The sequence below is a fragment of the Acidobacteriota bacterium genome (genome assembly GCA_012729555.1).
In the GTDB taxonomy this organism is placed as follows: Bacteria; Acidobacteriota; UBA6911; order UBA6911; family UBA6911; genus UBA6911.
On record JAAYCX010000079.1, the window covers coordinates 1 to 26487 of the forward strand.

Consider the following 26487-nt stretch of genomic DNA (forward strand, 5'->3'; position numbering starts at 1 on the left):
CCCGGGGATCGGGGAGAAGACGGCCGCCAGGATCATGGAAGTGGCGCGCGACCTTTTTGAAGAGGTGGAGATCGAGGTCCCCGAGGGGGTGGACCTGCCGACCGCCATAGCCGCGGCCCGAGAAGAGACCGTGGCCGAGGAAGAAGCCCCCGCCGAAGAAGAAGCGGTGGCCGAGGAAGAAGCCCCGGCCGAGGAAGAAGCCTTGACCGCCGAAGCGGCGACAGCCGCGGAGGCAGCCGAGGAAGAAGCCGTGGCCGAGGAAGAAGCCCCGGCCGAGAAAGAAGCCGTGGCCGAGGAAGAGGCCTTGGCCGCCGAAGCGGCGACAGCCGCGGAGGCGGCCCCTGGAGAGGAAAAGGCCTCGGGGCTGGAAAACGGGGACGAAAAAGACAGGACGGAGTAGCCGCCCCCTGCGGCAAGGGGGCGTCCTGCCGACAGCATTTCAGATTGGTTTGAAAACAGTTACGCCGTAAGGCGAACGTGGCTGAGGTCTTTGCGCAAATGGATAAAATTACCGTCGCGGAACTGGCGACAGAATGTTCGGTAAAGAATCAGGTCGTCCTGGCTGAACTCAAGCGGCTGGGACTGTACGTTTTTTCACCGACCGCGACGATCGACGCCAGCTTCGCGGAGACCATCAGGAAGAAGATCTTCTCCCAGCGCGAGGCCGAGGCCGCCAAGGCCCTCGAAGCGGAAAAGAAGAAGGAGGCCGAGGCCGCCAAAAAGTCCTCCTCCACGGCGGAAAAAAAGAAGACCGTAAAGAAGACGACCCCGAAGGCGGCCGCCCCGGCCCAGAAAAAGCCGGCGGCCGCGCCGCGGAAGGCGCGCAAGAGCCCCAAGCCGGCCCCCGCCGCCGAGGTGAAACCGGAGGAGGAGGCGCCCAAGGTCTCGCTCGCCCCCCGCAAGGGGCGCAAACACTACGACCGCGAAGCGGCCGAACTGGTGGAAGTGACCGAAGTCAAGCCGGAAGCCGAGGCGCCCGCGGCGGTGCCCGAACCGGCCGAAGCCGGGGCCCCCACGGAAGCGGCGCCGGCCGGGGAGGAGGTCGCGGCGGAAGCGCCGCCGGCCGAGACCGGGGCCCCCGCGGAAGCGGCGGAAGCGGCGGCGGAAACAATCCCGGCCGAAACCGGGACCGCGGCGGCGCCCGCGCCGGAGCCTGCGGCGGGAGCGAAACCGGCCGAGGAGGAGGCCCCGCTCGAGCCCTGGTTCATCACCCCGAAACCCGCGCCGAAGCCCGCACCCAAGGCGCCGCCCCCGGTGGCCAGGGCGGCGGAACCCGCCGAGGGCCACGCGGCGGGCGGCCTCAAGAAGATAGTCGTACCGAAGACCAAAACCAAGATTCTCATGCGGACAAGCGCCGAAAAAACGGTCACCCCCGAAGCCCCCGGACGCATCCTCAAGGGGCTGCGCGACCAGAGGCCCGCACCCTCGAGGCCGGGCGCTCCCACGAGGCTGATCCGGAGGAGGCGGCCGGAGAGGCCGGCGGCCCCCGAAAGGACCGCCAAGGTCGTGGATTTGCCGCGCCCGCCCGCCAACCCGGAAGATTACAAGCCGATGACCATCACCGAAGGAGTCACCATCAAGGAGCTGGCGGAGAAGATGGACATCAAGTCCAAGTACATCATCCAAAAGCTCATTTCCAAGGGGATCCTGGCCTCCATCAACCAGGCCCTGGATGTCGAGGCCGCGAGGGAAGTGTGCGCCGAATTCGGATTCCGCGCCGACCTCATCAGCTTCGAGCAGGAAGCGGTCGCCCGTCAGGAGATCCCCGACAGCCCGGAAGACTACGTCACGCGCCCCCCCGTCGTCACCATCATGGGGCACGTGGACCACGGCAAGACCTCGCTGCTCGACGTCATCCGCGAAACCAACGTGCAGGCATCGGAGGCGGGCGGGATCACCCAGCACATCGGCGCCTACCAGGTGGAGATCAAGGAACGCAGCATCGTGTTCCTCGACACCCCGGGGCACGAGGCCTTCACCATGATGCGCTCGCGCGGGGCCCAGGCGACGGACATCGTCGTGCTCGTCGTCGCCGCCGACGACGGCGTGATGCCCCAGACCATCGAGGCGATCCACCACTCCAGGGCGGCCGGCGTCCCCCTCATCGTGGCCATCAACAAGATCGACAAGCCGGGGGCCCAGATCGACCGGGTGAAGCAGGCGCTGGCCGACCAGGGGCTGCTGGCCGAGGACTGGGGCGGGGACGTCGTCACGGTCCCGGTTTCGGCCAAACAGAAGACCAACATCGACCTGCTCCTGGAGATGATCCTCCTGGTCGCGGACATGAGGGACCTCAAGGCCAACCCCAAGCGGCTGGCTTCCGGGGTGGTGCTCGAGGCCAAGGTGGACAAGGGGCGCGGGTGCGTCGCCACGGTCCTGGTCCAGAGCGGCACCCTCCGGCTGGGGGACAACGTCGTCGCGGGAGCCGTCCACGGGCGCGTGCGCGCCCTGGTCAACGACCGCGGCCGCCACCTCGACGCCGCCGGTCCTTCCATCCCGGTCGAGATCCAGGGGCTGCAGGAGGTCCCGATGGCGGGCGACCTCATCCAGGTGTTCGAGGACTCCGCCAAGGCGCGCCAGGTCGTGGAATACCGCAAGGCGAAGGACCGGGAGCAGTCGCTGCAGAAGTCGGCCCGGCTGTCGCTGCAGGCGCTTTACGAGCAGATGCGCGAGGGGACGGTCAAGGAACTCCCCCTCATCCTCAAGGCGGACGTGCAGGGCTCGGTGGAAGTGGCCTGCGAAATGCTCAACAAGCTGGGGACGGAAAAGGCCAAGGTGAAGATCCTCCACAGCGGCGCGGGCGCCGTGACCGAAACCGACGTGCTGCTGGCCTCCGCCTCCAACGCCATCGTCATCGGGTTCAACGTCCGCCCCGAGCGCAAGGCGCAGGAACTGGCCGACACCGAGGGGGTGGAGATCCGGCTCTACACCGTGATCTACAACATGACCAACGACATCAAGGCCGCGATGATCGGCATCCTGGAGAAGACGTCCCTGGAGAAATATGTCGGCCGCGCCGAGGTCCGGGACACCTTCCGGGTCCCCAGGTTCGGCGTCATCGCCGGTTCCTACGTCGTCGACGGGACCATCCGCCGCAATTCGGACGCGCGGTTGCTCCGGGACAACGCGGTGGTCCACGAGGGGAAGATCTCCTCGCTGCGGCGCTTCAAGGACGACGTCCCGGAGGTCAAGTCGGGGTTCGAGTGCGGCATCGGGTTCGAGCACTTCTCCGACGTCAAGGTGGGCGATATCATAGAAGCGTACGTCATCGAGAAGGTCCAGCCGACTTCTCTGTAACGGACCGCGGGCGCCCGGCGCCGGGTGCCCGCTGCGACGGGACCCATGCCCATTGCCTACTGCACGCTCGAAATCCACCTGCCCTACGCCCGCTCGCTGAAGGACAAGCGCAGGGTCCTCCGCCAGGCCCAGGACCGGCTCCGGGCCCGGTCGCGCTTTTCGATCGCGGAGGTCGCGCACCAGGAGCTGTGGCAGCGGGCGCGGCTCGACGCCGTGACGGTCGCGGCGGATTACGCGGTTCTCGAACGCGTCACCGGGCAGTTTGTGCGGGACGCGGAGGATATCCTCGGGGACCTGCTCACCGACTGCCGGGTATCGTACCTGGAACCTTGAGGCACCTATGCAGCCATCACGACGGCCCCAGCGGCTGGGGCTTCAGATCCAGCACGAAATCAGCCTGATGCTGTCGCGCAACATGAAGGACCGGCGGATAGGGTTCGTGACGGTCACCGGGGTCACGCTGACGCCGGACCTCAAGCACGCGCGCGTCTTCGTCTCCCTGATGGGGTCCGAGGAGGAAAAGGCCGAATCCCTCAAAACACTCAACCGTGCCACCGGCTGGGTCCGGCACGAGCTCGGCCAGAGGATCCGCACCCGGTTCGTGCCCGAGGTCGCCTTCGCGATCGACGGATCGCAGGAGTACGGGGAGCGCATCGACCGGCTGCTGGAAGAGATCCATGGAAAAGACAATGAATAGCGCGGACGGCGTCCTCATCATCGACAAACCCGCCGGATGGACGTCGCACGACGTGGTGGCCAAGATCCGCAACCTGACCCGGGTCCGGAAGGTGGGGCACACGGGGACGCTGGACCCCTTCGCCACCGGAGTGCTGCCGCTGACGCTGGGGCGGGCCACCCGCCTCACCAACTATTTTCAGGCGTCCGACAAGGTCTACCGGGGCGTCATGCGCTTCGGCTTTGCCACCGACACCTACGACGTGGACGGCCGCCCGCTGGGCGAGGACACCCGCCCCGAACTGGACCGGGATCGGCTCGAGGAGATCCTCGGCCGCTACCGCGGGCCGCTGCGGCAGGCCCCCCCCCCCTTCTCCGCCAAGAAATTCCAGGGGAAACCCCTGTACGCCTATGCGCGCGCCGGGGTCGAGGTCGCCCCCCCGGCCAAGGAAGTCACCATCCGCTCGCTCGAACTGGTCGCCGTCGACGGGTGCGAGGCGGAGTTCGAGCTCTCCTGTTCCGCGGGCACCTATGCCCGGAGCCTGGCGCACGATATCGGGGCGGAGTACGGCTGCGGCGCGCATCTCGTCCGCCTGCGCCGCACCAAAAGCGGCGAGTTCTCCATCGAGGACTCCGTCGAGCTGGGGACGAAAACGGGCGAGGGGTTCGAATACAACCCGCGCGATTTCTTCCTCGGCCGCGTCATCCCCCTCGGCCGCCTGCTCGGGGAGATCCCCGCCATCGTGCTCTCCGACGGCGACCGGCAGAAGCTCCTCCACGGGACCGACCTGAACCTGCTCACCCCCGACTGGGAGGCGGAGACGCTGCGCCTCGTCGACACGTCCGGGGATCTCATCGCCCTGGGGCGGCGGGTCCAGTCCTTCGATCCGGCCGTCAACCAGCCAGCCCGCTGGATCCGGGTGCACCCCACGGTGGTGCTCGCCGGACGATGACAGTGGCGCCCGGCCGGTGACGGCCGGGCGCCGATCGATGCGCCTAAACCGTCAGCCTGTCCTTGATCTTCAGGAATTTCTTTTCCCCGACCCCCTTGACGTTCATCAGCTCCTCGATGCGCTGGAAGCGGCCGACCTTGCTCCGGTGCTCGATGATGCTTCTGGCCATCGAGGGCCCGATGCCGGGAAGGGACGCGAGCTGTTCGGCCGTCGCCGAATTGATGTTGATCTTTGCGGCCGCTGCGGCCGTCTGGCCCGTGGACGCGGGGGCCTTCTGGGCCAGGACCGAAACCGAGCCGAAGACCATGCCGAGCGAGAGCGCCAATATGCAGGCGATGCCAGTCCGGTGAGACTTCATACAACCTCCTCCTTGCAGTTTTTGAGAGATCCGATGCTTCCTCTGCGTATCTAATGAACGCCGCGGCTTTTGAGCCAAAAAAATCGGCCGGCGCCCGGGCGCCCGCGCGGAATCAGCCCGCCGGGGGCCGCGCTGGAAAGCTCCCGGCGCCTGTGCCATAATGAGGGGTAGATTCTATCGGAAGGGGAACCTCTGTCTATGAATTCCGGGCTCTTTCAACTTTTACGCCCCTGCGCCCTGGGGTGTCTCCTGGCCGCGGGCGCCTGGGCCGGGCCGGAGGCCCGGGCCGCGCAGCCGATCAACCTGGACACCGCCCTGGCCGAGGAAGCCCTCGCCCAGGCGGGGGCGGACGGGGCCCCCGCGGACGGGGCCCCCGCGGACGGGGCCCCCGCGGACCTGGCGCTGAGCTACTACCACTATGTCCTGGCGCAGTGGTACGACAACAACGGGGACCCGCGCCGGGCGCTGGACGCCATGAAACAGGCGCTCGGGCACAACCCGCAAAGCAGCGCCGTTCACCTGGAAACCGCCCTGCTCCTGGGGAAAACGGGCAACCTCGGGGAGGCGATCGCCTACGCCGAAAAGGCGGTGCGCCTCGACCCCGAAAACCCCGAGCCCCGCTGGCTGCTGGCCAATATCTACCTGAGGCCATCGGAGCGGTCGCCCGCCGGCCGGGAGTGGCTCCTCAAGGCGGCGGCGGAGCTGGAAGCGCTGAAACTGCTGACGCCCGGGGACGAGCGGGTCCACTACCTGCTGGGGTCTCTCTACTTCCAGCTCAACGAGCCGGAAAAGGCTATCGCGGCCTACGAACAGTACCAGCGCCTCCCCGGGATCGGCGGCCTCGGCTACCGCGCCATCGCCAAGCATTACGAAGAGACCGGGGAGCCCGAAAAGGCACTCGAGTACCTGAACCGGGCCCTCGAGGCCGAGCCGGAATCCCCCGAGGCCCTCATGCAGCTCGGGAGCCTCTACTCCCGGATCGGCGAAAACCGGAAGGCGGCCGAAGCCTTCCAGGCGCTGCTGGAGCTCACCGGCCACAACCCGGAGGTGACCCGCAGCCTGGCCGAATCCCTCTTCAACGACGGGGATTACGCGGAGACGATCCGCCTCCTCGAGGACCTCGGGGAGAAGACGCCGCTCGACCGCGAATCCCGCCTCCTCCTCGGGCGCGCCCGGCTGGAATCGGGCGCCCGTGCCGACGCCATCCCGACCTTCAGGGCCCTCCTCGACGCGGTCCCCGGGGATACGGAAGCGCGCTTCTACCTCGGTCGCGCCCTGGCCGAGACCGGCAGCTACGAGGAAGCCGTGCGGCATTTTTCCGACCTGGTCCGCGCTTCGGAGGGGAACGAACAGGAATCGGCCAACCGCACCCTCTTCCGGCAGAACCTGGCCGCCCTCTACATCGAGCTCGGGGAGCACGACAAGGCGATCGAGCTCTACCGTAAAATGGCCGGGGAGGACCCGAGGGCACGGATCCAGCTCCTGAACGCCTACCGCACGGCCCGGCGCTTCGACGAGGCGCTCCAGCTCGGGCGGCGGCTCCTCGACGAGGACCCGGACAACGTGCAGGCCGGGATCCTCCACGCGCTCACCCTCGGGGAGGCGGGGAAATCGGCCGAAGCGGTGGAGGCCCTCAACCGGATGCTCGAGTCCCACCCCGAAAACCTCGACATCGTCGTCAACCTGAGCCAGCTCCACCTCCAGTCCCGGCGCTTCGACGAGGCCGAGCGGGTCCTGGTGCGGGCCGAAAGCCGGAACCCGGAGGCCGACGAACGGCTCAAGTTCCAGCGGGCGGCGGTGTACGAGCGGGGCAAGGATTACGATCGCGCGGAATCCCTCTTCAAGGAGCTCCTCGACCGGAACCCCGAGAACGCGATGGTCCTGAACTACCTGGGCTACATGCTGGCCGACCGGGGCGTCCGGCTCGAGGAGGCGGTCGGGTACGTCCGGAAGGCCCTGGCCATCGAGCCCAACAACGGCGCCTACCTCGATTCGCTCGGCTGGGCGTTCTTCAAGCTCGACGACCTCGAGCAGGCCGAGAAATACCTCCTGGAGGCGAAGCGGATGGTGCAGAACGACCCCACCATCGACGAGCACCTGGGGGACCTCTACCACAGGACCGGCGACCTGGACAAGGCGCGCGACTTCTACCGGAGCTCCGTCCGGATCGGGACCGATCCCGAGGAGGTCGAAAAGGTGCGCCGGAAGCTCGAGAAGCTCGAACGGACCCGGAGCCGGGGGAAGTCCGGACGGTGACGCCCGCGCCGCTCGAGATCCGTTCCTTCGCCAAGATCAACCCCGCCCTGGCCGTCCTGGGGCGGCGGGCGGACGGCTACCACGACATCGAGACCGTTTTCCAGACGATCGACCTCGCCGACCGCCTCGAGTTCCGGGAAAGCGACCGGATCGGGCTCCGGGCCGAAAACCTCCCCGGGGTGGCGGAGGAGGAGAACCTCGCCTGGAAGGCGGCCGCGGCCTTCGCGGCCCGCTTCGCCCCCGGGCGCGGGGTCGCCCTGACGCTCCGCAAGTCGATCCCGACCGGGGCCGGGCTGGGAGGGGGGAGCGGCAACGCGGCCGCCGTGCTCCTGGGCCTGCGCCGCTTCTGGGGGGTGGACGCCCCCGACGCCGCGCTCGAGGAGATCGCCGGCGCCCTGGGTTCCGACGTCCCCTTCTTCCTCCGCGGCGGGACCGCCCTGGGGACCGGCCGCGGCGAAATCCTCACCCCCCTCCCCTCCCCCGCGTGCGCGCACCTGGTGGTCGTCCACCCCGGGGTCCACGTCCCCACCGGCGACGCCTATCGCTCCCTGAATTTGGGGTTGACTTCCGCACGCCGCGACCATAGAATTCATCGTTTCTGCAGTCGGGTGAAAGAGGGAGAACCCCTCCCGGCTGAGATCTTTAATGATTTTGAGACTTCGATCCTGTCCGCCTATCCCCCCATCCGGGAAGCCAAAGAGTTTCTGGAGGCCCGGGGAGCGGCGGCGGTGCTGCTCTCGGGCAGCGGATCATCCGTCTTCGGATTCTTCCCAAGTGAGGAATCAACACTCGCCGCTACGCGGGAAACCGTAAGGAGACCCTGGCGGGTGTTTCCGGCGAGGACCCTTTCTCGAGCTGAGTATTTCCAAAGCATGTTCGGGTAGACGCCGGGGCTCAGGAGCGAAAGGCCGTTGGTGTGCCTTTCGCCGCGGATATTGCTGGGGCGTCGTCAAGCGGTAAGACACAGGCCTTTGGCACCTGCATTCGGAGGTTCGAATCCTCCCGCCCCAGCCACCCCGCGGAGCTTCCCGGAGGAAATGAATGGAAGGCAGTGGAACTATGCGGGCAAACGGAGATTTGAGAATATTTTCGGGTAATTCCAATCCCCCCCTGGCCGAGGAGATCTGCCGCCACCTCGGGATTCCCCTGGGGGCCATCAACCTCGCCCGGTTCAGCGACGGGGAGCTCTACTGCCAGATCCTCGAGAACGTCCGCGGCAAGGACGTGTTCATCATCCAGCCCACCTGCTGCCCGGTGAACAACAACCTGATGGAGCTGCTGATCATGATCGACGCGTTCAAGCGCTCCTCGGCCGCCCGGATCACGGCCGTCATGCCCTATTACGGGTACGCGCGCCAGGACCGCAAGGACAAGCCCCGCGTCCCGATCTCCTCCAAGCTCGTCGCCGACCTGCTGACGGCCGCCGGGACAAACCGCATCCTCTCGATGGACCTGCACGCCGGCCAGATCCAGGGTTTCTTCGACATCCCGGTCGACCACCTGTACGCGGCCCCGGTCCTGGTCGAGTATTTCCGGAACATGGACATCCCCGACCTCACGGTCGTCTCCCCCGACGCGGGGGGGGTGGAGCGGGCGCGGGCCTTCGCCAAGCGCCTCGACGCCGACCTGGCCGTGGTGGACAAGAGGCGGACGGGGCCGAACGAGGCCGAGGTGCTGCACGTGATCGGGCACGTGAGCGGGCGCAACATCATCATCTGCGACGACATGATCGACACCGCCGGGACCCTGGTCAACACCGTCCTGGCGCTGAAGAAGAAGAAGGCGGAGCGCATTTACGCCAGCGCGACCCACGGGATCCTGAGCGGACCGGCGATCGACCGGCTCGGCAGCGCGCCGCTCGAGGAGATCCTCCTCACCGACACGGTGCCCATCGCCCCGGAGAAGGTCCTCCCGAACATGAAGGTCCTGAGCGTCGCGCCCCTGCTGGGCACCGCCATCCAGAGCATTCATGAGGAAACCAGTGTAAGCAATCTTTTCGTCTAGCAAAGGAGTTGGATTCATGCCAACAGTCATTGAAGCGCAGGCGCGGACCCCGGAAGGGAAGAACGCCAACCGTCGGATACGGCGGTCGGGACGGATCCCGGCCGTCATCTACGGCCGCGGGAAGGCGTCCGTGGCCGTCTCGGTCGACCCCGTAGCAGTCCTGGACATCCTCCATTCGGAAGCCGGGCGCAACACGATTTTCAACGTCAGCGTGGACGGCTCCGCCGGGAATCCGGCGATGGTCAAGGACTACCAGCGCCATCCGATCAAGGGGAACCTCCTGCACGTCGACCTGATGGAGATCGCCATGGACCGCCGGCTCGTCCTGTCGGTCAACGTGGAACTGCACGGCGAGGCGCAGGGGGTCAAGCTCGAGGGCGGGACCCTGGACTTCGTGACCCGCGCCGTCGAGATCGAATGCCTGCCGACCGACATCCCCGAATCGATCAAGATCGACGTCGGCCCGCTGAAGATCAACGACTACGTCCGGGTCCGGGACCTCGACCTGGGTGACAAGGTCGCCATCCTGAGCGAACCCGACGTCGTGATCGTGACCGTCACACCTCCGGTCAAGGAAGAGGCCGCGGCGGAAGCGGAACCGGCGGCCGAGCCGGAAGTGGCCAAGAAGGGGAAGGGCGAGGAAGGGGCCGCCGAGGAACCGAAGGGCAAGAAGCCCGATTCCAAGTAGCCCCGGGCCGCGCGCGCGATGGCGGAGACCCGTGACACGCGAGCCGGGACCCCGGAACGGATCGTTCTCGGGCTGGGGAACCCGGGCGCATCCTACGCCCGCAACCGGCACAACGTCGGGTTCATGGTGCTGGACCTGCTGGCCCGCGAATCGGGCGCCCGGTGGTCGGAGCGCGGCGTCGCCCGCACCTGCCGCACGGAGATCGGGGGGCGGCCCGTGCTGCTGGCCGAGCCGCTGACCTACATGAACCGGAGCGGCCGGGCGGCCCGGATGCTGCTCGAGGCACTGGGGCTCGGCCCCGGGGACCTCATCGTGGTGCTGGACGACCTCAGCCTGCCGCTCGGCCGGTTGCGGGTGCGGGCGCGCGGGAGCGCGGGCGGGCACCACGGGCTCGAATCGGTCCTGGAGCTGGCCGGCACCGACGACATCGTGCGGGTGCGGCTCGGGATCGCCGAGGAGCGGATGCCTGAGGACACGGCCGGGTTCGTCCTGTCGGACTTTTCTGCGGGACAGGCGGCGGAGCTGGAAGAGATGATCGGCAAGGCGGGCAACGCCGTCAGATCGATAGTGAGCGAAGGCGTTGCCAGAACTATGGCGCTGTATAACGCATGAAGAAGCAAGGAGAAGACCGTGAGAAACTATGAAGTGGTCTTTGTCGCCGCTCCCACTTTGACCAGCGAGGAGCTGGACGGCTTTATCAGCCACGTCCAGACGGTGGTTGAGGGCAAAAACGGCAAAGTGGTCAAGGTGGACAACTGGGGCAAGAAGTCCCTGGCGTACAAGATCGACAAATTCAGGGAGGGCTACTACGTCGTCCTCACCATCGAGGGGGACGGCCCCGCCATCGCGGAGCTGGAGCGCCGCTTCCGGGTGACCGATTCCATCATCCGCTACATCTCCGTCCGCACCGACCTGGCGCTCAAGCGTTCCGAGAAGATCAAGGCGGCCCGGCGGCGGAAGTCCGAGAAGACGGAGCCGGAGGCGCAGGCGGCGGAAACCCCGCAGCCGGCCGAGACCCCGCAGGCGGCGGCGCCCTCCGGGGAGGCCGCAGGGCAAGAGGCTTAAGGGACCCGTTCCGGGACCCCGACCGGGATCCCAACAGAAAGGCGATACATTATGGCAGCTCAAAGAAGGTTCAGCGTTCGGCGCAAGCGGGTGTGCAAGTTCTGCGCCGAAAAGATCTCCTATATCGATTTCAAGGACGCCAAACTCCTGAACCATTTCATCCCCGAGCGCGGGAAGATCCTCCCCAGGAGAATCAGCGGCGTCTGCTCGACTCACCAGCGTTTGCTCACGGAAGCCATCAAGCGCGCCAGGCACATGGCCATCCTCCCGTTCCTTTCGGACTAGGCTTCCTTTCCCCAGAGGGCATGAAACATGAACGTCATTTTAAAGCAGGATGTTGAAAACCTGGGCCGGATCGGCGATATCGTCAAGGTGGCGGCCGGGTACGCACGCAACTATCTCATCCCGAGAAAATTCGCCGTCGATGCCACTCCCGGCAACATCAAGGCCGTGGAGGTGGAGAAGCTGGCCCAGGCCAAGCGCGACCACCGCGAGAAGGAAGCGGCCTCGCTCGTGGCCCGGGAGATCGTCAAGGTCACGGTGACGATCCAGCGCAGGACCGGCGAGGAGGGGGCACTGTACGGATCGGTGACGGCGCTCGACATCGCCGAGTTCCTCAACGCCCGCCAGATCGATATCGACAAGCGCAAGATCCAGCTCGACGAGCCGATCAAGGCGGTCGGGGAATACCAGGTGCCGATCCGCCTGCACCGCGAAGTCACGGTCCCCGTCCGCGTGGTCGTGGAGCCGGAGCAGGAGCCGGAAACCGCCCAGTAACGGACGATTCACGATTTGCGGTCGACGGGGCCGTCCGTCGCAAATCGCGGGTTGAGGTTGCCGATCGCCATGGCCGACATCAGTCTGGAAAAAACGCTCCCGCACAACCTCGAGGCCGAGCGCTCGATCCTGGGGGCGGTGCTTCTCGACGAGCAGGCGCTGCACACCGTGTTCGAGACGGTCAAGGCGCAGGACTTCTATCTCGAGGGGCACCGCCGGGTCTTCGAGAAGATGCTCCAGCTGATGGACAACTCCAGGCCGATCGACCTGATCACGCTCAAGGAGGAGCTGCAGCGCGCGGGCGAACTGGAAAGCACCGGGGGGGCCGCCTACCTCGCCGGCCTCACCGACGGCCTGCCGCGGGCCCTGAACATCGGGCACTACGCCCGGATCGTCAAGGAAAAGTCGACCCTGCGGCGCCTCATCCAGGTCTCGAGCGAGACCATGTCGCGCAGCTACCGGGACGAGGACCCGACCGAGGAGATCCTGCAGTCGGCCGAGAAGGCGATCTACGACATCTCCAACGCGCAGTTCCGTTCCGGCTTCACCCCCATCCCCCCGATCGTCAGCGACGTCTACGCGGATATCGAGAAGCTGTCCCACCACAAGGCGACGGTGACGGGCCTGGAAACGGGGTTCGTGGACCTCGACCGGATGACGGCGGGGCTGCAGCCCTCGGACCTCATCATCGTGGCCGCGCGGCCCGGGCTGGGCAAGACCAGCCTCTGCCTCAACATCGCCGAGCACCTGGCGCTCCGCAAAGACAAGACCGTGGGGATCTTCAGCCTCGAGATGAGCAAGGAGCAGCTGGTCAAGCGCTTCCTGTCGAGCGAGGCCCGCATCGACCAGCAGCGGATCAACACCGGTTTCCTGAGCAAGGACGACTGGGCCCGCCTCGGTCACGTCTGCGGCGCCCTCTCGAAGGCGAAGATCTTCATCGACGACACCGCCAGTATCAACATTTCGGAGCTGCGCTCCAAGTCGCGCCGCCTCAGCCTGGAGCACGGCCTCGACCTCGTCATCGTCGACTACCTCCAGCTGATGACGGGCTCCACGCAGCGTTACGAGAACCGCACCCAGGAGATCGCCCAGATCTCGCGCGGCCTGAAGGGGATCGCCAAGGACCTCAACATCCCCCTGATCGCCGTCAGCCAGCTCAGCCGCGCGGTGGAATCGCGCCGCGGCGACGACCGCCGCCCCCAGCTCTCCGACCTCAGGGAGTCGGGCTCGATCGAGCAGGACGCCGACATCGTGATGTTCATCTACCGCGAGGAGCTGGCGAATCCCACCGAGGAAAACCAGGGGCTGGCCGAGCTCATCATCGGCAAGCAGCGCAACGGCCCCACCGGCAGCATCCAGCTCGCCTTCAGCCGCCAGTTCACCAAGTTCGACAACCTGTACCAGGAATAGCCGCTCCCCCGCCCCTGATCCGGGTCCGGGAGCGGAACGTGCGGGCACGGGCGCGCGCGGGCACGGCCGGCGCTCCCCGGACACCGGGGGCAACGGACGTGCGGCGGACATCCGGGGGCAACGGACGTGCGGCGGACATCCGGGGGTGACGGGGGTGTGACGGACATCCGGGAGCGCCAAGAACGGGAGAAGGACGAGATGAAACGAATGATATGGCTCCTGCCGCTGCTCGCGGGCGTTTCGTGGGGTTCGGTAGGAATATTCGTGCGCACGCTCACGGCGGCCGGCATGGACAACCCCACGGTGCTCTCGACGAGGATGCTGGGCGCCGCCCTCCTGTTGATTGTCGGCATGCTCGCGCACGACCGGTCCCTGCTCAGGGTGCGCCCCCGGGACGCCTGGTTGTTCATCGCCGCCGGGTCGCTCGGGATGCTGGGGCTGAACTTCTGCTACAACGAGGCGATCAACCGGCTGACCCTGTCGCTCGCGGCGGTGCTGCTCGCCTTGGCCCCCGTCTTCGTCATTCTCTGGGCGGCCGTGCTGTTCCGGGAAAGGATCACGGCCAGGAAGATCGCGAGCGCCTCCCTGGCGCTCCTGGGCTGCGCCCTGGTCGGCGGCCTCCTGGGGAGCGGCGGCCTCCTGGGGAGCGGCGGCCTGGAGGGGGGCGGCCTGGAGTGGACGGCGGCCGGAATCTTCATGGGGCTCGCGGCGGCCTTTTTCTATGCCCTCTACAGCGTGTTTTCCAAAATCGCCATGGAAAGGGGGTACCACGTCCTCACCATCACTCTTTACGCCACCCTGACGATGGCGCTGGCCCTGCTCCCCTTTACCGACTGGGGGGGGATCGGCGGGTTCGTAGCGGCGGCGCCCGCCGGCAACTTCTTTTTTCTGGCGCTCCATTCCCTCTTCGCGTCCGTGCTCCCCTACGTGCTCTACACCCTGTCGCTCCGCGACGCGGAAACGGGGAAGGCGGCGATCCTGGCCGCGGGGGGCGAACCCTCGGCCGCCATGCTCTTCGGCCTCCTCTTCTTCGCGGAAGTGCCGACCGTCCTCTCCCTCGCGGGCCTGGTCCTGACCGTCATCGCGCTTTCGTTCCTCTGCGCCCCCGGCAGGGAGGAGGCCCCCCCGGGTCCGGCGTAACGGCCCGCCGCTTCGCCCCCGTCTGCCGCTCTCCCGCCCCTCCCCCGGCCGGCCGCCCCCCGGATCCGTGCTCCCCCACGTGCTCTACGCGCTGTCGCCCCGATACGTGGAAACGGGCAAGGCCGCGATCCTGGCCGCGGGGGGCGAACCCTCGGCCGCCATGCTCTTCGGCCTCCTCTTCTTCGTGGAAGTGCCTTCCCCCCTCTCCCTCGCCGGCCTGGTCCTGACCGTCATCGCGCTCTCGTTCCCCTGCGCCCCCGGCAGGGAGGAGGCCCCCCCGGTCCGGCGTAACGGCCCGCCGCTTCACCCCCACCTGCCGCTCTCCCGCCCCTCCCCCGGCCGGCCGCCCCCCGGATCCGTGCTCCCCCACGTGCTCTACGCGCTGTCGCTCCGCGACGTGGAAACGGGCAAGGCCGCGATCCTGGCCGCGGGGGGCGAACCCTCGGCCGCCATGCTCTTCGGCCTCCTCTTCTTCGCGGAAGTGCCGACCGTCCTCTCCCTCGCGGGCCTGGTCCTGACCGTCATCGCGCTCTAGTTCCCCTGCGCCCCCGGCAGGGAGGAGGCCCCCCCGGGTCCGGCGTAACGGCCCGCCGCTTCACCCCCACCTGCCGCTCTCCCGCCCCTCCCCCGGCCGGCCGCCCCCCGGAATGGAGGCCCCCCTCGCGCGCGCACTTTGAGGTTGCCGGGGGCGGCGCCGGGGTGACAGTATTAGACCGTCGATCGTTTTTGAATTCCCAGGGAGGCAGCGCGTGAAAATCGCCACGTGGAACGTCAACGGCATCCGCGCCCGGGAAGCGCAGGTGCTCGAATGGATCGCGCGCGACCGGCCCGACGTCGTCTGCCTGCAGGAGCTGAAGGCCCGCCCCGACCAGGTCCCGGCCCCGCTCAGGGAGCTCGACGGCTACTGGAGCTGCTGGCACGGGGAGCGCGCCTACTCCGGGGTGGGCCTCCTGGTCCGGCGCGACCTCCTGCCGGCCCCCGCCCGCTTCGAGCACCCGGACTTCGATTTCGAGACCCGCATCGCCGTGGTCCGGATCGGCCGCACGGTCGTCGGGTCGGTCTACGTCCCGAACGGCGGCAAGGACTACGACGCCAAGCTCCGCTTCCTCGCGGAAATGGAGCGCTACGCCGCCGGCTGCCGCTCCGGCGGGCTCGAGCTCGTCCTGTGCGGCGACATGAACGTGACCCGCACCGATAGGGACGTCCACCCGAAGGAGCGCAAAGCGGACGCCATCGGACAGCGGCCGGACGAGCGCGCGGCCTTCGAGCGCCTCCTGGCATCGGGCGCGCTCACCGACGCCGGCCGTGAACTCGACCCCGATAACGATGCGCTCTTCACCTGGTGGCCGCCCTGGCGCCAGATGCGGGCCAAGAACATCGGCTGGCGCCTCGACTACGTCCTGGCAAGCCCCGCCGCGGCCGCCGCCGTTTCGAGCTGTTCGGTGCTGGCCGAATTCGGCACCAGCGACCACGCCCCCGTCGTCGCCGAAATCGCGGCGCTGGAGGGGCGGTGAGAATCCGCTTCTCCCTCATCCTGGCCGCCTCCGCCGCCCTGGGCCTGCTTTGGGGGGCGCAGCCTTCCGCGCCCGGCCAGGCGCAGGGGGAAGCCCCCATCGTGTCCGATGCGGACTCGGGCGAGATCGCCCGGGCCCTGCGCCGCTGGTACGCCGAGGGGACGGCGGCGGGAAACCGGGGGGATTATTACGACAACCGCGACCGGGGGCACTCGCGGCTCGACCTCGCGCGCTACCCTCAGCTCGAAGCCGTCACCTACACCGAGGCGGAGCGCAAGCGCAACGCGGACTACGCGCTCCAATCGAGGGTCCTCCCCGGGGTCGTCATCGGCAACTCCTCGACCTCGGCCGCCCCGGAGGCGGGGGGGAGCCTGCCGCGGCACTACTACGCCCGGCCCCGGGGGCTCGAGTTCCTCTTCGCCGAGTACTCGCGCAACAACCTGTACGTCTACCCCGAGCACCGAGACCACGACCCCGGCCGGAACGGCCCCGGGGGCACCGGCCCCGACGGTCTCCCGCGCGACGGCTACGGGGACCTCTTCCCCACCAACACCCCCTACCTCGTCATTTCGCAGGGCTCCTCCGGCTCCGACCAGCCCTTCCTGCGCGCCATCGCCTCGACCCTGGCCGCCTTCCGCCCCGAGGTCAAAAGGAAACTGGCCGAGGCGGGGATGCTGATGCCGACGGTTCAGATGCTCCTGCGCGTCACCTCCAGGCGGCTCGAGGACCCCGGGGACTACCTGACCGGCCGCGCCCATCCCACGGTCTTCCGCGGCTCCGACCTCGACCCGGGCGCCATGGTAGAGGGGGCGCACCGGATCACCCTCTCGAGCCTCCCCCCGGTCGCCCTGATCCGGGCGGAGCGGGAGGATGGAGCCCGCAGCGGGATCGATCACTTCGAACCGGGGCGGACGGAGGTCCTGGGCGACACCCCCGCCGTGATCGCCCGCGTCTTCCGCGGCTCGGCGCGCGAGCGCCGCATCACCGTCAGCGCCGCGGAGAGCCGCGACCTCAACGGGAAACCGCTCCGCTTTTTCTGGGCGGTGCTGCGGGGCGACCCCGCCGCGGTCCGGATCCGCTATCTCAACGAGGAACGCTCCCGGGCCGAAATCACGGTCCCGTTCCACGACCGCTTCGCGCTCCCCTCCGACCCGGCGCTGGAAACCAACCGGGTGGACATCGGCGTATTCGTCCATAACGGCGACTGGTACTCCCCCCCCGCGTTCATCACGTATTACATGCCCGACAACGAGGCCCGGACCTACCTGGGGGACGGCCGGGTGGTCGACATCGGCTACGGCGCCGGCTCCGCCCGCGCGTCGGTCGCCGACTGGGATGAATTTTTCCTCCTCCTGGAGGCGGGGGACTCCCTCCCCGCGCGCCTTCTCGAAGGACGCCTCGGCACCCGGGCCGCCGCCCGCCTCCGCTCGCTCGGGACCGAATACCGCGCGGCGAGCGCGGCGGCCCGGGAAGCGGCGGAGCGGAGGTCGGAGATCGAGGCCGCCGGCAAGGCGGGGGGGAAGAGCGACCCGAAGGCGCTGGCAGCCTCTCGCAAGGCGCTCGCCGACGCCCGGAAGGCCGAGCGGGCGGTACTTGAGCGCAAGGAACGGGATCTCCCCGCCGGGGCCGCCGCGGCCGCCGCGGTGGCGCTCGGAAGGCTTCTGGAAGACCCCGGCCTCTGGAGCGACAACGCGGAGGCCTTCGCCCGCCTCGAAGCCGGCGCGGGGAAGAAAGCGCAGGCGGCGCTCGAGGAGGTGCGGGAGGAGCTCGTGCGCTACGGCCTCGCCGAGGAGAGCGCCGGCCGCTTCCGGCTGACCCGGCTGCGGAAAGAGGGGAAGGAGGAGGCCGCGGTCCACACCCGCTTCGGGCTCTCCATGATCGGGCGGCTGAACGCCGTCCTCCTCGGGCGCCTCCTCTTCCCCGGCGTGGTGGAGGCCGAGTGGCGCCCCAATTACGTCGACCCCCGCATCGCCTCGGCCGCCGGCTGGCGCGACGTTTATCTCTACGCCCCCGGCGGGAGGCTCGCCGGGTGGCGCCGCTACGCCCCCGACGGGATCCGGGAGTTCCACGCCGACGGCTGGCTGGTGCGGGAGCGGGACGGGCAGGGGCGCTGCGTCAGGGCGCAGGCCGTGCGCTACGAGGCCAAAAGCCAGGGAAAGACGGGGAGCAAGATCGTGATGATCCCCGTCGACCGGTTCCGCACGTATCTCTACGCGGGCCCCGAAGATTGGCAGGGCTGGGCAAAGTAGCCCCCGCCCGCCCGGACCGCAATCCCATCCCGGACATCCAATCCTGGACATCCACTCTTTCTGCCCCAATTCTGGACACCCACCTTCTCAGGCACCATCCCGGCTGCAATTCTGGCCATCCACCTGCTGCCTCATTCCTGGACACCCACCGATTGCTGCAAAACCCAATCCCGGACACCCACTTTCTCTGGCACCATCCTGAGTGAAATCCTGGACATCCACTGATTACGGAATCACGGGACATCCATCTTTTCAAAAATTGGTGGATGTCCAGGATCTGGCCTGGATTCCGCATCCGGAGCGGCAGGAAGACCCGGTTTTTCAGTGAGGGGGGGCTAGAGGGTTCCGCCAAGGGCGGCATAGAGCCGGCGGGCGAAGGAGTCGAGGTTCCCGTAGCTACGATAGGGGTAGAGCGAGGGCATGGAGAGGAAGCGCTCCAGGCTGCGCCCGACCTGGACCGATCGGGTGATCTCCCGCCGCAGCTTCCGGCAGTCCTCGAGCAGGTCTTTCATGTTCTGCAGGTTACTCGGGACGTCACGCGACGAAACGACGGCCACCCCTTCCGCCAGGGTTGTCCCCTCCTTCGGCTGGTTCCGCGCGATCGAGGGCATGAGAAGGGGGACCGCCTCGATGACCTCGGCCATCCCCTCGAACCAGCCCGATGGGTCCCCCCTGGCCTCGATATCGATTTCCGGATAGCGGGCCGATTCATAAAGGTCCCCCACCAGCAGGACCTTTTCGGCCGGCAGGTGCAGGGCGACATCCCCGCCCGAACGCGCACTCTTGCCCAAGGCGAAGACCTGGACCTCAAGGCCCCCGGGATAGATCCGCATGCTTTCGTCAAAGAGGAACCAGGCGAGCGGCGCTCCGGATGGCGCCACGTGTCCAGGCCACATGGGGCCTGCATCCCCCGTTCTCTTTTCCCGGGACTCCGTGGCGGCTCCAGGCAGGAGGATTTCGCCCCCCCGCCTTTCCGAGCGGTCCCGGTCCGTCCATCCTTCGGCCCCTCCCGCTCCCGGGGCGCTGTTTTCATCCTCTCTATCCGGCCCGCGGAGTTCGGCCGCCGGATCCCGGGGCCCGGCCTCGAGCGTCCAACACTCCCGCCTGTCTTCCCCCGGCGTGCCCCTTTCCCTCCCCATATCCGGCAGGCCGCGGCCGCCAGACGGCTGCCCGGGCCCGGTCTCTTCACCGTTCAATTCCACGAAGAGCCGGTGCAGGTTGCGGCTCCCCACCAGCTGGGCCCCCAAGTCTGCGTAGTAGCGCGTCCCGGCCCGGTCGACGTAGCGCGGCTCGGTGAAGGCGAGCCAGCGCACCGGGGCGGCGCTCAGTCGCCCCAGTGCTTCCCGCACCCTGTCGAGGCCGTCCCCGTCGGGCGGGTTCACCATCAGGACCCCGTCGGCGCCGACCACGACCGCCACATTCCCACCGTTGAGGCGCATGTAGTGGCAGTGCTCACTCACTCTTTCAAACCGGGTCGATTCCGCCGCCGGCGCCGGAACACTCCAGGCGGCAAAAATCAGTAGGATGGCCGCCGACGCCTGGCGGAAATGGGACACTGCACGTTTCATAGGGCGATTTTAAACCACCCCGGCGCCGATTTACAGCCTGGAAACCCGCCGCCCTCAAACCGGATTCGGAACACAAACATGGACATCCATTGATGGCTGCAAATCCTGGACATCCACTCTTTTTTCAGTTGGTGGATGTCCAGGATTTGCATTTTGGCGGGCGAATACTGCGGCCCGGGCTTGCGCCGGCGCGGCCCGGGACGATAGAATCGCTTCTTTTGACGCCGACAGGAGCATGCCATGATCATCGCCAGTGAGGTCCGGAAACAGATCGAGCGATCCTCCTTCATCCGCAGGATGTTCGAGGAAGGGATACGGATGAAGGCCGAGAGGGGGGCGGAAAACGTGTTCGATTTCTCGCTCGGGAACCCCAGCGAGGACCCGCCGGCGGGGGTGCTCCGGGCCTTCCGGGCCCTGGCCGAGCGCAGCGCGCCGGGGTCGCACGGCTACATGCCGAATCCCGGTTTTCCCGAGGCGCGCGAGACGGTGGCGCGGCGGCTGCGGGAAGCGACGGGGGTGGATTTCACCCCGGGCCACGTCCTGATGACGGCGGGGTGCGCCGGCGCCATGAACGCGGCACTCAAGGCCGTCCTCAATCCGGGGGAGGAGGTGATCGTCCCCATGCCCTGCTTCCCCGACTACGCTTTCTACATCGGCAACTACGGCGGGGTCATGGTGCCGGTGGAGACCCGGGAGGACTTTTCGCTCGACGTCGGGGCGATCGCGGCGAAAATCGGCCCGCGCACCCGCGCCATCATCCTGAATTCGCCCCACAACCCGAGCGGGGTCATCTACCCCGAAGCAACGTTGCGGGAACTGGAAGCGGTGCTGGCGAAGGCGGCCGCGCCCATCCTGGTGTTGAGCGACGAACCGTACACCTCCATCGTCTACGACGGCGCCCGCTGCCCGCAACTGGCTTCGATCGTCTCCAACTGCATGATCACCACCTCCTGGTCGAAGAAGTGGGGACTCGCGGGAGAACGGATCGGCTACCTGGCCGTCTCGCCGCGCGTGCCGGACGCCCTGGCGCTGGCCCAGGCCTGCGCCTTTACCGGCCGCATCCTCGGCTTCATCAACGCCCCCGCGATCTGGCAGCTGGTGGTGGCCGAGGCGCCGGACGAATCGACCGACCTGGCCGTCTACCAGGAAAAGCGCGACCTGATGTGCGACGGGCTCGAGCGCGCGGGCTACGAGGTGCGCCGGCCCCAGGGAGCCTTCTACGTCTTCCTGAAGACGCCGATCCCGGACGATTTCGAGTTCGTGCACCTGCTCCAGGAGGAGGGGGTGCTGGCGGTCCCCGGAAGCGGGTTCGGGCGCAAGGGCTACATGCGCCTGTCGTTGACGGTCCCCCGGGACACCGTTGTCCGATCGCTCCCCGCCTTCGCCCGTGCCCTGGAAAAGCTGCGCGCCTAGGGTTCGGCGGTCGCGCCGACCTGCCTGATAGCCCCCCTTACCGGGCAGCTCTTCGGGTCATCGAAGGAAAGACCTCCACCCGGGGCTGGAACCGACCGTAGGAAGCGCGCCGAGAGGGACCGGAAGTCACCCGACCGGTCGCCCTTGCCGAGGCTGAGGGTTCAGCCGGAGCGGCGCTGCATGCAGACGGCGCAATCGGGGTTGCGGCTGATGCGGAACTCCCGGAAGGTCATGTCGAAGCCGCAGAAGGAGAGGAGGCGGCCGGTCAGCAGCCCCTGGATCCCCACGATCCACTTGATCGCCTCGATCGCCTGAAGGCAGGCGATCACCCCGGGCGCTGGCCCGAGGATCCCGGGAGGTTTGGGGCGAGTCGTGGAACCGTCATCGGGGAAGACGCACTCCAGGCAGGGGGTTTGGCCGGGAATGAAGGTGGAGATCAACCCGTCGAGCTGGTACACCCCGCCGTAGATGTAGGGAATCCCCAGCTGCACACTGGCGGCGTTGAGGGCGCGCCGCCCCTCCATGTTGTCCATGGCGTCCACGATCAGCTCACATTCTCCCACCATGGCCGCGCAGTTTTCGCGCGTGATCTTCTGCTGCACCGTTTCGACCCGGCAGTGGGGATTCAGGTTCATCAACTTGCGCGCCCCCGATTCAGTCTTGGGCACCCCGATATCTTCGGTCCAGTGGATGATCTGCCGGTTCAGGTTGCTGTAATCGACCGTGTCCATGTCCACGATCTTCAGATGCCCGATCCCGGCGGCCGCCAGGTAGTAAGAGGAGATGGAGCCGAGCCCGCCGACCCCGGCCACGAAGACCTTCGCGCGCGCCAGCTTCCGCTGCCCCTCCTCGCCGATGTCGGGGATGATGAGCTGCCGGTTGTAGCGCTGCAATTCCTCCGGTGTGAATTTCATCCGATCCTCCTGTATGCCGCTTTTCAGGACTTTTCTTGCCGGAACGCCGTCTGGGCTCCCGGTCCCCCCCGATCTCTGCCCCCTCTTCACCCGGATGCCGGCGGCGGATAATCTCCGGCGAGGTGACACCCTCTCGCCCTCAGGCGGGCGTCGTTCTGGATGCCGGATGATTCCCCCCATTTCCGGCATCTCCCCGCCCTCCCCCAATCCGTCACGGGGCTTCTGTCGCCAATCCCGGTCCCTGGTCCGACCTCAATTCCTGATTCCCGGGGCTTGTGGTCCGACCACGGTTTCTGCCCCGTGATTGGCCCCCTGGTTCCCGTTTTCGGTCCGGCCCGGTCCGGACGGGACGGGGTTGATAGACAAGGCTCCGGCTGTTTGTTACTGTGTTACATACCCCATGGAAAATTATATCTGTATTCACGCACATTTCTACCAGCCGCCAAGGGAAAATCCATGGCTCGAGGCGATCGAGCGGCAGGAATCGGCCGCTCCCTGGCACGACTGGAACGAGCGGATCACGGCCGAATGTTACCTGCCCAACGGCATCGCCCGGATTCTGGACGCCCAGGGGCGCATCGACCGGGTGCTGAACAATTACAGCCGCATCAGCTTTAACTTCGGCCCCACCCTCCTCGGGTGGCTCGAAACCAACGACCCGTGGACCTACCGCCGGATCCTCGCCGCCGACCGCGAGAGCGCCGAACGGTTCTCGGGCCATGGCTCGGCTCTGGCCCAAGCCTACAACCACGCCATCCTCCCCCTGTGCAACCGACGCGACAAACGGACCCAGATATTTTGGGGGATCCGGGACTTCACCCGCCGCTTCGGCCGGCAACCGGAGGGAATGTGGCTCCCGGAAACGGCCGTCGACCTGGAAACGCTCGACATCATGGCCGAACTGGGGCTGAAATTCGCCATCCTGGCGCCCCATCAGGCCCGGAGGGTGCGCCGCCGTGACGAGCGCTCCTGGCATAATGTGGACATCCATTTGATGCAGGACCCCCGGGATGTGGACACCCACGCGCTCAAGGACACCCGAAACGTGGACACCCACCGCCGGGACATCCGAAATGTGGACACCCACCGCCCCGATACCCGGGATGTGGACACCCATCGCGAAGACAACCACCCGGTGGACCCCTGCCGCGCTTATGAAATCCTCCTCCCGAGCGGCCGTACCCTGGCCCTGTTTTTCTACAACGGCCCGATCTCCCTCGCCGTGGGCTTTCAGCACCTTCTCAATGACGGCAACGCATTTGTCAACAGACTTATGGACGGTTTTGCCCGACCGGACAAAAGACCCCGGCTGGTACACCTGGCCGTTGACGGGGAAACCTTCGGACACCATCACCGATTCGGGGAGATGGCCCTGGCCTACGCCCTGAACAGTATAGAGACAGACCGGAAGGCGCGCCTGACCAACTACGGGGAATTCCTGGAAAAACACCCCCCGACGTACCGCGTCGACATCCAGGAAGGTAGTTCCTGGAGTTGCGCGCACGGAATCGGACGCTGGAAGGAACACTGCGGGTGCCATACCGGCGCCCACCCCGGCTGGCAGCAGCTTTGGCGCACGCCCCTGCGGGAAGCCCTCGACTGGCTGCGCGACAGGTTGGCCGCCCTCTTTGCCGCCCAGGCCCCCGGCCTGCTCCGTGACCCCTGGGCCGCCCGAGACGACTATATTGATGTTGTTCTGCATCGCTCGCCAGAAACGCTCGAGCGCTTCTTCGGGAAGCATCAAGCGCACGCACTCGGCCCCGAGGAGAGGGTGCGGGCGCTGAAGCTTCTTGAAATGCAGCGGCATGCCCTGCTCATGTACACCAGCTGCGGCTGGTTTTTCGACGACCTGGCGGGGATCGAAACCCTTCAGATCCTGCAATATGCCGGCCGGGCGGTGGAGCTTGGGGAAGAACTCTCCGGGGCGGGGGAAATTGAGGCGCTCTTTCTCGCGATCCTCGAAAAGGCAAAAAGCAACCGGCCCGAGATGGGGAGCGGCAGCGACCTGTACCGAAAATTCGTCCGACCGGCAATGATGGATCACGCCCGGGCCGCGGCCCTTTACGCCGTCCGGTCGCTGATCGGGGAAGACGAGGAACGGGACCTCTACGCCTATACCATAGAGTCCCGGGACTCCCACACGGCCTTTGTCGGGGGCAGCCGATTGGCGGCCGGGCGCTGCCGCGTCACTTCAAAAAGCACCCTCGAAGCGGCCGAGGCGGAGTACGCCGCCGTCCTGACCGGGGATCCGGACGTCAGGGGAGGGATCCGGCTCCTGCCAGAGGGGGAGCCCGCACCGGACGGGCTCGAGGAGATCGTCCATGCGTTCGAAGGGGAAGATCTCTCCCGGGCGCTCGAACTCGTGCTCGCGCGTTTCGGCCCTGGGGTCTTCTCGCTCGAATCGCTGATCCCGGACGAGCGGCGCCGGATGGCGGACGCGCTGCTGGAATCCTCGGGGCTGGGCAGCCTCCTGGGCGATGCCTGGGAGGAAGCGGCGCCACTGTACCGCCTGATGTCCGGCCCGGGCATGGAGCCTCCGGAGACGCTGCACCTCCTCACTGCCGCAGCACTCCGGGCCCGGCTCGAACGGGCGCTCGACGTCGATGAACCGCGGCCGGAAGCGGCGGAGACGATCATCCGCCTCATGCAGGATGTCGAGTCCTGGAATATCGAACTGGACCGATCCAGTCTCGAGCGCCGGCTGCGCTCGGCAATCGAGCGGGCGGCGCGGGCGGCCATGGAAAAAGAAGGGGACGTCGAAGCTCTGAAGCGGACCCTGTCCACCGTCGGCCTGGCAGCGGCGGTCGACCTGCAGGTCAATCTCTACGGGACACAGAATATCTTTTTTGAAATGAGAGAAAGCTCGTACCCCGGAATGAAAGCCGCGTCGGATAGGGGGGACGAAGCGGCCGCTGCCTGGCTGGCCGCTTTCGTGGAACTGGGGGAGGCTCTTTCGATAAATCCGCCCGATCCCTGAAGGGGGCCATCCAGCCTATCTGGCTTCCGGCCAGGACGCTCTCTACCCGAGAAGTTCTCCGATGCCGGTGATGCTGCCAAGGATGCCGGCGGTTTTCATCGGCAGAAAAACCACCAGGCAAACCTGGACACCCATTGCCCGTCAGCCAGGCAAAGGACCCATGAGGATTCCCGGACACCCACCACTCTGGCCTTGCCCCCCCCTGATTTAAACGCGTGGGTGTCCCATATATCGTTGCCGCCGGAAATCGGGACACCCATCCCCTCTGATCTTCCAAGCAAAGATCAAGGAACCAGTACGCCCAATCTTTTCAATTCAAAAAAACATCGGGCACACGCGGCAACATCTGCGCCGGCATCGTGCGCCTCCTGGTAATCGCTCTGGAAGAGCGCCCGATACAATTGTGACAGCGTGGGCCATTTGTATCCGTAAGGGCCTGGAATGCGGCAGTATTCGGTCGATCGCTCCATGGTGCAAATACGTTTCTTGCTTCGAAATGGCAACTCCTGATTCAGGCGGAGGTATTCGGCCGAAATCACTTTCTCGTCAAATTTGATATTATGGGCCACGATGACCTCCGCCCTGGCTGCGGCAGAGCTGAAGTCTGCGGCCACCTCCCGCAGGCCCCTCCCCTCCAGGAGCGCGCGCTCGGTACTGATGTGATGAACCCTTTGGGCCTCGTGGGGAATGGTGAAGCCATCGGGCCGCACGAGACGAACGACCGATTCGAGAAGGGCATCCGTGCCATCGTAAAGCGCCCAGGCCAGCTGAATCACGCGGGGCCAGTTTTCGAGATCGGTAACGGGCGCCTTCCAGCTGCGGGGAAGTCCGGTTGTCTCGCAATCAATGATCATGTACATGACGGCTTCTCCAGAAAATCCTGCGGGATTGTTCGCCCGGTGGCTGCCATTATAATCGCTACCCCCTGTATATCAGATCAAAATCGGTGAATCCAACGCTCCCGGAGGCCCGTAATCCGAGGCCCCACCGCCCTTCGGCATTTTTCTCAAAAATATTTTGGCTCATTTCCCTCCTTGTTCATTAGACAGGATGAAGGAGAGGGACCCATGGCTCTGCCCCGAGGACACTATGTCAAGGACGACCAGGTCGCCGTCTACCATTGCACCACCCGCTGCGTCCGCCGTGCTTTCCTCTGCGGCTTCGATTCCCGCTCCCGCCGCGACTTCTCCCATCGCCGCCAGTGGCTCGAAGACCGCCTCCGATTCCTC

At 66.9% G+C, this 26487-nt stretch carries 24 protein-coding genes, 1 tRNA gene and 1 pseudogene; 22 read left to right on the forward strand and 4 right to left on the reverse strand.

Annotated features, from left to right (window positions below; all coding sequences use genetic code 11):
- Positions 1–142: 142 nt before the first annotated feature.
- From GXY47_13595 to truB, 5 genes and pseudogenes are all read left to right on the forward strand, one after another.
- Positions 143–319 (forward strand): annotated as a pseudogene (locus GXY47_13595) (30S ribosomal protein S16).
- 179 nt (positions 320–498) lie between these two features.
- Positions 499–3297, forward strand: a complete 2799-nt coding sequence (gene infB / locus GXY47_13600; protein NLV32176.1) for a translation initiation factor IF-2 — start codon at positions 499–501, stop codon at positions 3295–3297.
- Between the two features lie 45 nt (positions 3298–3342).
- Positions 3343–3630 carry a DUF503 domain-containing protein gene (locus GXY47_13605; GenBank protein ID NLV32177.1) on the forward strand — a complete coding sequence of 96 codons (288 nt, stop codon included), beginning with the start codon at positions 3343–3345 and terminating at the stop codon, positions 3628–3630.
- 7 nt (positions 3631–3637) lie between these two features.
- Positions 3638–3994, forward strand: a complete 357-nt coding sequence (gene rbfA / locus GXY47_13610; GenBank protein NLV32178.1) for a 30S ribosome-binding factor RbfA — start codon at positions 3638–3640, stop codon at positions 3992–3994.
- The gene (truB, locus tag GXY47_13615) at positions 3987–4925 is read left to right on the forward strand and encodes a tRNA pseudouridine(55) synthase TruB (protein ID NLV32179.1); all 939 of its coding nucleotides are present in this window, start codon (positions 3987–3989) and stop codon (positions 4923–4925) included. Before rbfA ends, truB begins: the two co-directional genes overlap by 8 nt.
- A 43-nt stretch (positions 4926–4968) precedes the next feature.
- Here truB and GXY47_13620 read toward each other — a convergent pair whose 3' ends face one another.
- The gene (locus tag GXY47_13620; GenBank protein NLV32180.1) at positions 4969–5442 is read right to left on the reverse strand and encodes a helix-hairpin-helix domain-containing protein; all 474 of its coding nucleotides are present in this window, start codon (positions 5440–5442) and stop codon (positions 4969–4971) included.
- Positions 5443–5481: 39 nt separating this feature from the next.
- Between GXY47_13620 and GXY47_13625 the strand changes: the two genes are divergently transcribed.
- From GXY47_13625 to GXY47_13690, 14 genes are all read left to right on the forward strand, one after another.
- On the forward strand, positions 5482–7539 hold the full coding sequence (locus tag GXY47_13625) for a tetratricopeptide repeat protein (protein NLV32181.1): 2058 nt from the start codon (positions 5482–5484) through the stop codon (positions 7537–7539).
- Positions 7536–8423, forward strand: coding sequence for a 4-(cytidine 5'-diphospho)-2-C-methyl-D-erythritol kinase (gene ispE, locus GXY47_13630; protein NLV32182.1), 888 nt, complete (start codon positions 7536–7538; stop codon positions 8421–8423). Before GXY47_13625 ends, ispE begins: the two co-directional genes overlap by 4 nt.
- Before the next feature lie 55 nt (positions 8424–8478).
- Positions 8479–8553 (forward strand) — tRNA-Gln (locus tag GXY47_13635).
- 45 nt (positions 8554–8598) lie between these two features.
- Positions 8599–9543 carry a ribose-phosphate pyrophosphokinase gene (locus tag GXY47_13640; protein NLV32183.1) on the forward strand — a complete coding sequence of 315 codons (945 nt, stop codon included), beginning with the start codon at positions 8599–8601 and terminating at the stop codon, positions 9541–9543.
- Between the two features lie 16 nt (positions 9544–9559).
- A complete protein-coding gene (locus tag GXY47_13645) occupies positions 9560–10231 on the forward strand; it encodes a 50S ribosomal protein L25 (protein ID NLV32184.1) in 672 nt (223 codons plus the stop codon).
- Between the two features lie 18 nt (positions 10232–10249).
- Positions 10250–10843 carry an aminoacyl-tRNA hydrolase gene (locus tag GXY47_13650; GenBank protein NLV32185.1) on the forward strand — a complete coding sequence of 198 codons (594 nt, stop codon included), beginning with the start codon at positions 10250–10252 and terminating at the stop codon, positions 10841–10843.
- A gap of 18 nt (positions 10844–10861) precedes the next feature.
- Positions 10862–11296 carry a 30S ribosomal protein S6 gene (gene rpsF, locus GXY47_13655; GenBank protein ID NLV32186.1) on the forward strand — a complete coding sequence of 145 codons (435 nt, stop codon included), beginning with the start codon at positions 10862–10864 and terminating at the stop codon, positions 11294–11296.
- Between the two features lie 51 nt (positions 11297–11347).
- A complete protein-coding gene (locus tag GXY47_13660; GenBank protein NLV32187.1) occupies positions 11348–11581 on the forward strand; it encodes a 30S ribosomal protein S18 in 234 nt (77 codons plus the stop codon).
- A gap of 27 nt (positions 11582–11608) precedes the next feature.
- A complete protein-coding gene (locus GXY47_13665) occupies positions 11609–12073 on the forward strand; it encodes a 50S ribosomal protein L9 (GenBank protein NLV32188.1) in 465 nt (154 codons plus the stop codon).
- A gap of 69 nt (positions 12074–12142) precedes the next feature.
- Positions 12143–13483: a replicative DNA helicase gene (gene dnaB, locus GXY47_13670; GenBank protein NLV32189.1), complete on the forward strand. Its 1341-nt coding sequence runs from the start codon at positions 12143–12145 to the stop codon at positions 13481–13483.
- Between the two features lie 198 nt (positions 13484–13681).
- Positions 13682–14623 (forward strand): EamA family transporter, encoded by a 942-nt coding sequence (locus GXY47_13675; GenBank protein NLV32190.1) that lies wholly within the window; start codon positions 13682–13684, stop codon positions 14621–14623.
- 67 nt (positions 14624–14690) lie between these two features.
- Positions 14691–15158: a hypothetical protein gene (locus GXY47_13680; protein NLV32191.1), complete on the forward strand. Its 468-nt coding sequence runs from the start codon at positions 14691–14693 to the stop codon at positions 15156–15158.
- A 214-nt stretch (positions 15159–15372) separates the two neighbouring features.
- Positions 15373–16137 (forward strand): exodeoxyribonuclease III, encoded by a 765-nt coding sequence (gene xth / locus GXY47_13685; protein ID NLV32192.1) that lies wholly within the window; start codon positions 15373–15375, stop codon positions 16135–16137.
- Positions 16134–18386: a hypothetical protein gene (locus tag GXY47_13690; GenBank protein NLV32193.1), complete on the forward strand. Its 2253-nt coding sequence runs from the start codon at positions 16134–16136 to the stop codon at positions 18384–18386. Before xth ends, GXY47_13690 begins: the two co-directional genes overlap by 4 nt.
- A 335-nt stretch (positions 18387–18721) precedes the next feature.
- On the opposite strand, the gene GXY47_13695 is transcribed toward GXY47_13690, so the two are convergent.
- Positions 18722–19954, reverse strand: coding sequence for a hypothetical protein (locus GXY47_13695; GenBank protein NLV32194.1), 1233 nt, complete (start codon positions 19952–19954; stop codon positions 18722–18724).
- Between the two features lie 240 nt (positions 19955–20194).
- On the opposite strand from GXY47_13695, the gene GXY47_13700 reads away from it, so the two are divergent.
- The gene (locus tag GXY47_13700) at positions 20195–21367 is read left to right on the forward strand and encodes a pyridoxal phosphate-dependent aminotransferase (GenBank protein NLV32195.1); all 1173 of its coding nucleotides are present in this window, start codon (positions 20195–20197) and stop codon (positions 21365–21367) included.
- A gap of 161 nt (positions 21368–21528) precedes the next feature.
- On the opposite strand, the gene GXY47_13705 is transcribed toward GXY47_13700, so the two are convergent.
- Entirely contained in the window at positions 21529–22281 is a 753-nt protein-coding gene (locus GXY47_13705; protein NLV32196.1) for a HesA/MoeB/ThiF family protein, read from the reverse strand.
- A 400-nt stretch (positions 22282–22681) separates the two neighbouring features.
- Between GXY47_13705 and GXY47_13710 the strand changes: the two genes are divergently transcribed.
- Entirely contained in the window at positions 22682–25258 is a 2577-nt protein-coding gene (locus tag GXY47_13710) for a DUF3536 domain-containing protein (protein NLV32197.1), read from the forward strand.
- A gap of 284 nt (positions 25259–25542) precedes the next feature.
- Here the strand turns inward: GXY47_13710 and GXY47_13715 are convergent, their stop codons facing one another.
- On the reverse strand, positions 25543–26118 hold the full coding sequence (locus tag GXY47_13715) for a 3'-5' exonuclease (protein NLV32198.1): 576 nt from the start codon (positions 26116–26118) through the stop codon (positions 25543–25545).
- A 207-nt stretch (positions 26119–26325) separates the two neighbouring features.
- Here GXY47_13715 and GXY47_13720 point away from each other — a divergent pair.
- Positions 26326–26487, forward strand: a 162-nt coding sequence (locus GXY47_13720) for a hypothetical protein (protein ID NLV32199.1), incomplete at its 3' end; no start/stop codon positions are given.